The sequence below is a fragment of the Methylibium sp. T29 genome (genome assembly GCF_000576205.1).
Taxonomy (GTDB): Bacteria; Pseudomonadota; Gammaproteobacteria; order Burkholderiales; family Burkholderiaceae_C; genus Methylibium; species Methylibium petroleiphilum.
Genome location: NZ_AZND01000167.1, coordinates 1 through 7,703, shown reverse-complemented (window position 1 = coordinate 7,703; position 7,703 = coordinate 1). Strand labels below are relative to the sequence as shown.

Genomic DNA, 7,703 nt, shown 5'->3' with positions numbered 1-7,703 from the left:
CGGGGCGGCCGTGGTCCAGCGGCCGTCGCCTTCCTTGAAGGCCACCGGTGCGACCGGCAGTGCCGCGGGGTCGATGGCGGGGCGGTGGCGCAGCCGCCAGCACCAGCGCTGCGAACAGCGGGGCCAGCATGGCCCGAGGCAGCCGCGGCAGGCGGCCGGCGAGGGAAGGCAAAGGAGGAGAAGGAAGCTTCATGACGTTCTCTGCTCGGAAGGAAGTGCAGCGGTCCGCTGCTTCAGTCGTGGTGGGCCACCGGCGCGGCCGGCAGCGGCTTCAGGCTCGCGCCACCGGTGCCGGGGGTGCCGGCAAAGGCCTCGGCGTGCGGCACCTCGCCGTGCTGCGTCAGCGGGCGGTTGCCGGCCAGGCGGCGCAGCAGCACATAGAACACCGGCGTGAGGAAGAGGCCGAAGGCGGTCACCCCGATCATCCCGGCGAACACCGCGACGCCCATCGCCTGGCGCATCTCGGCACCGGCACCGCTCGACAGCACCAGCGGCAGCACACCCATCACGAAGGCCAGCGACGTCATCAGGATCGGGCGCAGCCGCAGCCGGCTGGCCTCGATCGCCGCCTGCACCGGCGTGCGGCCGGCGAACTCCAGCTCGCGCGCGAACTCCACGATCAGGATCGCGTTCTTCGCGCTCAGCCCCACCAGCACGATCAGCCCGATCTGCGTGAACACGTTGTTGTCGCCGCCGTCGAGCCACACGCCGGTCATCGCCGCGAGCAGACCCATCGGCACGATCAGGATGATGGACAGCGGCAGCGTGAGGCTCTCGTACTGCGCGGCGAGCACCAGGAACACCAGCAGGATCGCGAGCGGGAACACCCACATCGCCGAGTTGCCGGCCAGGATCTCCTGGTAGGTCAGCTCGGTCCATTCGTAGCTGATGCCCGGCGGCAGTGTCTCGGCGGCGATGCGGTTCACCGCGTCCTGCGCCTGGCCCGACGAGTAGCCCGGGGCCGGGCCGCCGTTGATGTCGGCCGACAGGTAGCCGTTGTAGCGCATCGCGCGCTCCGGGCCGAAGCTCGGCTGCACCGTCATCAGCGCCGACAGCGGCACCATCTCGCCGGAGGCCGAGCGCACCTTCAGCAGGCCCACGTCCTCGGCGCGCGCGCGGTGCGTGGCATCGGCCTGCACGCGCACGGTGTAGGTGCGGCCGAACTTGTTGAAGTCGTTGACGTACAGCGAGCCGAGGTAGATCTGCATCGTGTCGAACACGTCGGTCACCGCGACGCCGAGCTGGCGCGCTTGGTGCGGTCGATGTCGGCATAGAGCTGCGGCACGTTGACCTGGTAGCTCGAGAACAGCCCGGCCAGCTCGGGCGCCTGCTGGGCCTTCGCCATGAAGGCCTTGACCGCGCCGTCCATCGCCGCGTAGCCGAGCGAGCCGCGGTCCTCGAGCTGCAGCTTGAAGCCGCCCGTGGTGCCCAGGCCCTGCACCGGCGGGGGTGGGAACATCACGATGAAGGCGTCCTCGATCTGCGAGAACTGGCGGTTCAGGTCGGCCGCGATCGCCGCGCCGCTCAGGCTCGGGTCGCGCCGCTCGTCGAAGGGCTTCAGCGGCGTGAACACGATGCCGGAGTTGGAGCTGTTGGTGAAGCCGTTGATCGACAGGCCGGGGAAGGCCACCGCGTGCTCGACGCCCGGCGTCTTCAGCGCGATGTCGCCCATGCGGCGGATCACGTCCTCGGTGCGGTCGAGCGTGGCGCCGTCGGGGAGCTGCGCGAAGCCGATCAGGTACTGCTTGTCCTGCGCCGGCACGAAGCCGCTGGGCACGGCCTTGAACAGGCCCACCGTCACCGCCAGGAACACCAGGTACACGCCGATCATCACGGCCTTGCGCGAGATGGCGCGCGTGACGCCGCCACTGTAGCCCTCGGCGCCGCGCTTGAAGGCGCGGTTGAACAGCGCGAAGAAGCGGCCGAACACGCGGTCCATGCCGCGCGTCAGCGCATCCTTCGGCGCGCCGTGACCCTTCAGCAGCATCGCGGCGAGCGCCGGCGACAGCGTGAGCGAGTTGATCGCCGAGATCACCGTGGAGATCGCGATCGTCAGCGCGAACTGGCGGTAGAACTGCCCGGTCAGGCCGCTGATGAAGGCCAGCGGCACGAACACCGCGATCAGCACCAGCGCGATCGCGATGATCGGTCCCGAGACCTCGCGCATCGCGCGGTAGGTGGCGTCTCGCGGCGATAGGCCGGCCTCGATGTTGCGCTCCACGTTCTCGACCACCACGATCGCGTCGTCCACCACGATGCCGATCGCCAGCACCAGTCCGAACAGGCTCAACGCGTTGATCGAGAAGCCGAACAGGTGCATCACCGCGAAGGTGCCGATCACCGACACCGGCACCGCCAGCAGCGGGATGATCGACGCGCGCCAGGTCTGCAGGAACAGGATCACCACCAGCACCACCAGCGCCACCGCCTCGAGCAGCGTGTGGATCACCGATTCGATCGAGGCGCGCACGAACTGCGTGGGGTCGTAGACGATCTCGTAGTCCACGCCCTCGGGCATGTACTGCTTGAGCTCGGCCATGGTGGCGCGCACCTGGTTCGAGATCTCGATGGCGTTGGAGCCCGGCGCCTGGAAGATCGGCACCGCGACGGCCGACTTGTTGTCGAGCAGCGAGCGCAGCGCGTACTCGGCCGCGCCGAGCTCGATGCGGCCCAGGTCGCGCAGCCGTGTCACCGCGCCGTCGGCGCCGGTCTTGACGATGATGTCGCCGAACTCCTCCTCGTTCTGCAGCCGTCCCTGCGCATTGATCGACAGCTGCAGGTCCACGCCCGGCAGGCCCGGCGAGGCGCCCACCACGCCGGCGGCGGCCTGCACGTTCTGCTGGCGGATCGCGGCCACCACGTCGCTGGCCGACAGGCCGCGCGCGGCCACCTTCTGCGGATCGAGCCAGACGCGCATGGCGTAGTCGCCCGAGCCGAACAGCTGCACTTGGCCCACGCCGTCGATGCGCGCCAGCCGGTCCTTGACGTTGAGCACCGCGTAGTTGCGCAGGTAGGTCATGTCGTAGCGGTCGTTCGGCGACAGCAGGTGCACCACCATCGTCAGGTCCGGCGAGCTCTTCACGGTGGTGATGCCGAGGCGGCGCACCTCTTCCGGCAGCCGCGGCTCGGCCTGCGACACGCGGTTCTGCACCAGCTGCTGGGCCTTGTCGGGGTCGGTGCCGAGGCGGAAGGTCACGGTCAGCGTCATCAGCCCGTCGGTGGTGGCCTGGCTGCCCATGTAGAGCATGCCCTCGACGCCGTTGATGGCCTCCTCGAGCGGCGTGGCCACCGTCTCGGCGATCACCTTGGGGTTGGCGCCCGGGTACTGCGCACGCACCACCACCGAGGGCGGCACGACCTCGGGGTACTCGGAGATCGGCAGGCCGCGCAGCGCGATCAGCCCGGCGATCAGCATCAGCAGCGACAGCACGCCGGCGAAGATCGGTCGGTCGATGAAAAACTTGGACAGGTTCATGGCTCCCTCCCTCGGGGATACGGCGGAGACGCCGGGGGTCGGGCCCCCGGTCGGTTCAGGTCATCAGGATTGCGAGGCTGCGTCGCCGCGCGCCTGCAGCTCGGGCTTGGCGTCCATCGCCACCGGCTTCGGCGCGACCAGCGCGCCCGGACGGATGCGCTGCAGGCCGTTGACGACGATGCGCTCGTCGGCCTTCAGGCCGTCGGTCACGACGCGCAGTCCGTCGACGTGGGCACCGAGCCGCACCTCGCGGTACTCGGCGCGGTTGTCGGCGCCGATCACCATCACGAACTTCTTGCTCTGGTCGGTGCCGACCGCGCGCTCGTTGACCAACAGCGCGCTGCCGTTGCGGGCCTGGCCCATGCGCAGCCGCGCGAACTGGCCGGGCATCAGACTGCCGTCGGCGTTGTCGAACACGGCGCGCACGCGCACCGTGCCGCTCTTCGCGTCGACCTGGTTGTCCACCAGCTGCAGCTTGCCGAGCCGCGGCGTGTCGCTGTTCGCGGCGGTGCCCATCTGCACCGGGATGCGCTCGAGCTGGCTGCGCGCGCTCGCGCCGCTCGGAAGGTCCTTCAGCGCACGGGCCACCACCTGCTCGTCGGCGTCGAAGCTCGCGTAGATCGGGCTCACCGACACCAGCGTGGTCAGCACCGGCGCGCCGGGGCCGGCCGCCACCAGGTTGCCGACGGTGATCTCGAGCCGGCCCACGCGGCCGGCCACCGGCGCACGCACCTGCGTGTAGCCGAGGTTCAGGCGCGCCGACTGCAGTGCGGCCTGCGCGGCGCGCAGGCTGGCATCGGCCTCGAGCTGGCCGCTCACGCGCTCGTCGTACTCGCGCTGCGCGATGGCGCGCTCGTCCCACAGGCGCTGGGCGCGGTCACGCTCGCTGCGCGTGTACGCCACGCGCGCCTGGGCGGCGACCACCTGCGCCTCGGCGCGCTCCACGTCGGCCGCATAGGGCGCCGGGTCGATGGTGATCAGCAGCTCGCCCTGCTTGACCAGCGCGCCCTCGCGGAAGTGCACCGACTGCACCGCGCCGGCCACGCGCGAGCGCACGTCGACCCGTTCCACCGCTTCGAGGCGGCCGGAGAACTCGTCCCACGCCGCGACCTGGCTCTGCACGACGGTGGCCACCGAGACCGGCGTCGCCGCGGGGGCGGTCGGTGCCGGGTTGGCCTCGGCGTTGGGGCTGTTGAGTCCGAAGAAGGCGGCCGACACCGCGATCAGCGCGGTGAGGGCGGTGCCGGCGGCCCACAGGCGGCGCGGGCTGGGAGAGGAAGAGGGCTGGTTCATGAGAGGCTCCCGGGGCGGCGGTTCTGGATGGAGGAAGACGCGGAAACTGGAACGGCGGCCGGCGCATGAGCGCGCTGCAGAAAGGCCTGGAACTGCCCGCGGACCACGGGCGCCCAGGCGGCCTGCGCGCCGGCGGGCTGCTTGCAGGCGCAGGGCCAGCCGGTGGGTTGGTCGAGAAACGCCTCATCGACCTCGACGCCGGCGTCGCGCAGCCGCCGTGCATAGGCCAGCGCCTCGTCGCGCAACGGGTCGTCCTGCGCGGTGATCAGCAGCGTGCGCGGCACGCCGGTCAGCCGCATCGCCGAAGCGGGCGCCGCATACGGGTGGTCGGCGTCGGCGGCGCCGGGCAGGTACTGGTGCCAGCCGTCGGCCCACAGGCAACCGACGGGGCCGGCATCGGCATCGCGCAGCGAGGCGGTGGCCACGCAGGGATCGAGCATCGGCGACATCAGGATCTGGCCGGCCAGCGGCGGGCTGCGCCGGTCGCGCGCCATCAGTGCCACGGCCGCGGCCAGGTTGCCACCCGCCTCTTCGCCGGCGACCCAGACCGTCGCGCTCTGGCCGGCCAGCCGGCTGCGGTGGCGGTGCATCCAGGTGAGCGCAGCGTGGCCGGCCTCGATGGCGGCGGGAAAGGGGTGGGCGGGCGCCAGCGGGTAATCGAGCGACACCACCACCGCCCCGGCCTCGGCCAGCAGGCCGGCGACCGTGGCGCCGCTGTCCAGCCCGCCGGCCACGAAGGCGCCGCCGTGGAAGTGCAGCACCAGCGGCGCCGAGCGGCCGCGCGGGCGGCTGCCGTAGACGCGCGCCTTCAGCGGCTCACCGGCATCGACCGGGATCCATTGGTCCGCCCAGACCACCACGCCGGCGGGCGGCGCAAGGGGGGCGGAGCGGGGCGGCGAGGTGGTCATGAGGGCGTCGGGCCGCAGAGACGGCATGAAGCGTGTTGCGATGCAGCAGAAGATAGTGGCGGGCGTTGAAACAATAAATAGCCGTTTCGCTCACGATTTGTTTCACCAACGCAATAATCCGGCCGCCGCGTCGGTGCGGCATCACCAGCGCGGGGAGGCGGCGCCCATGGACAAGTTCTCTGCGATGCAGGCCTTCGTGCGCGTGGTCGAGGCCGGCAACTTCACGAAGGCGGCCGACTCGCTGCAGCTGCCCAAGCCCTCGGTGACGCGGCTGGTGCAGATGCTCGAGGCGCAGCTGCAGACCAAGCTGCTGAACCGCACGACGCGGCGCGTCACGGTCACGCCGGACGGCGCGGCCTACTACGACCGCGCGATCCGGCTGCTGGGCGACATCGACGAACTCGAGTCGAGCATGTCGCACGCGAAGACCAGCCCGCGCGGGCGGCTGCGCATCGACGTCGGCTCGTCGGTCGGCACGCTGGTGCTGATCCCGGCGCTGCCGCAGTTCCATGCGCTCTATCCCGACATCCAGATCGACCTCGGCGTCAGCGACCGCCCGGTCGACCTGCTGAGCGAGAACGTCGACTGCGTGCTGCGCGGTGGCGAACTGATCGACCAGTCGCTGGTGGCGCGTCGCGTTGGCGAGCTGCAGTTCCTGGCCGCCGCGTCGCCCGATTACCTGAAGCGCCACGGCATGCCGCGACATCCGCGCGAGCTCGAGTCGGGCGCGCACGCGGTGATCGGCTTCTTCTCGGCGCGCACCGGCCGGCAGTACCCGTTCGACTTCCACAAGGACGGCGAGCGCATCGAGGTGGCGGGCCGCTACGTGCTGTCGGTCAACGACTCCAACGCCTACGTGGCGGCCGGCCTCGCCGGACTCGGCGTCGTGCAGGCCGCGACCTTCATGCTGCAGACCCACATCAGCCGCGGCGAGCTCGAGCCCGTGCTGGCGGACTGGTGCTCGGAGCCGGTGCCGATCCACGTGGTCTACCCACCAACCGCCATCTCAGCGCCAAGCTGCGCGTGTTCGTCGACTGGGTCGCGGAGCTGTTCGCGCGTGACGACCTGATGCAGCGCAAGAGCAGCCTGCCGCGCGTGGCGCGCTAGGCAGCTGTCGTGCGCGCCGCTCCCGGCACGTCCGGCGCCGTGGCCAGCTTGAACACGCTGACCAGGTCGGCCCGCAAGGCGGCGTGGTGCACGAGATTGCGTGCTGCGATGGCGCTGCGGCGGCTGCGGCCGCGCGCACGTCGGCGGCCGCCTGTGCCCGGGCGCTGATGCCTGCGCATCGTCGACGAGTAGATGATCGACGAGTCTGTCGGCCGGTGAAGCGGTGAGCAGGGCCGCAAAGGCCCGCGGCTCGCACGGTTTGTTGCGGCGCAACACAATGCGCCCGATGCGCCCCTCCGATCCTGCACCCGCGTCACAGCCGTCATCGCCCCCCGCCCGCGACCGGACGTTCTGGCCGGCGGTGGTTGCGCTCGGCGTCGGCGGCTTCGCCATCGGCACCGGCGAGTTCGTGATCATGGGCCTGCTGCCCGAGGTGGCCCGTGACCTCGGCGTGAGCATCCCGCAGGCCGGCCACGTGATCAGCGCCTACGCGCTGGGCGTGGTGATCGGTGCACCGGTGCTGGCGGTGCTGGCCGCCGGCTGGCCGCGGCGCCGGCTGCTGATGGCCCTGATGGCGCTGTTCGCGCTGGGCAACTTCGCCAGTGCGCTGGCGCCGGGCTATCTGTCGCTGAACGCGCTGCGCTTCATCGCCGGCCTGCCGCACGGCACCTACTTCGGTGTGGCCGTACTGGTGGCCGCCTCGCTGGCGCCACCCGATCGCCGCGCCGGCGCGGTGGGTCTGGTGATGCTGGGCCTGACCAGCGCCACGCTGGTCGGCGTGCCGATCGCAGCCTGGATGGGCCAGCACTGGGGCTGGCGGTCCGCATTCGTGCTGGTCGGTGCGATCGCCGCGCTGGCCTGCGTGCTGGTGCGCCGCGGCGTGCCCGACCTGCCGGCGGCGCAGGGCGCGAGCCCGCTGC

4 protein-coding genes and 2 pseudogenes are annotated in these 7,703 nt (G+C 71.3%); 2 read left to right on the top strand and 4 right to left on the bottom strand.

Annotation, left to right across the window (positions count from 1 at the left end):
- Positions 1–233 precede the first annotated feature (233 nt).
- The 3 genes and pseudogenes from x551_RS16080 to x551_RS16070 all read right to left on the bottom strand — a co-directional run bounded on the left by x551_RS16080 (position 234) and on the right by x551_RS16070 (position 5,676).
- A pseudogene (locus tag x551_RS16080) lies at positions 234–3,475 on the bottom strand (efflux RND transporter permease subunit).
- A 63-nt stretch (positions 3,476–3,538) separates the two neighbouring features.
- Complete coding sequence (locus x551_RS16075; RefSeq protein WP_036234942.1) at positions 3,539–4,768, bottom strand: efflux RND transporter periplasmic adaptor subunit; 1,230 nt, start codon at positions 4,766–4,768, stop codon at positions 3,539–3,541.
- The gene (locus x551_RS16070; protein ID WP_036249499.1) at positions 4,765–5,676 is read right to left on the bottom strand and encodes an alpha/beta hydrolase; all 912 of its coding nucleotides are present in this window, start codon (positions 5,674–5,676) and stop codon (positions 4,765–4,767) included. Before x551_RS16070 ends, x551_RS16075 begins: the two co-directional genes overlap by 4 nt.
- Before the next feature lie 166 nt (positions 5,677–5,842).
- Here x551_RS16070 and x551_RS16065 point away from each other — a divergent pair.
- Positions 5,843–6,783, top strand: a pseudogene (locus tag x551_RS16065) (LysR family transcriptional regulator).
- Here x551_RS16065 and x551_RS26540 read toward each other — a convergent pair.
- The gene (locus tag x551_RS26540) at positions 6,780–6,962 is read right to left on the bottom strand and encodes a hypothetical protein (RefSeq protein ID WP_036234944.1); all 183 of its coding nucleotides are present in this window, start codon (positions 6,960–6,962) and stop codon (positions 6,780–6,782) included. The pseudogene x551_RS16065 and the gene x551_RS26540 overlap by 4 nt on opposite strands.
- 107 nt (positions 6,963–7,069) lie before the next feature.
- Between x551_RS26540 and x551_RS16055 the strand changes: the two genes are divergently transcribed.
- The coding region (locus tag x551_RS16055) for an MFS transporter (RefSeq protein ID WP_173402817.1) at positions 7,070–7,703 on the top strand (634 nt) is incomplete at its 3' end.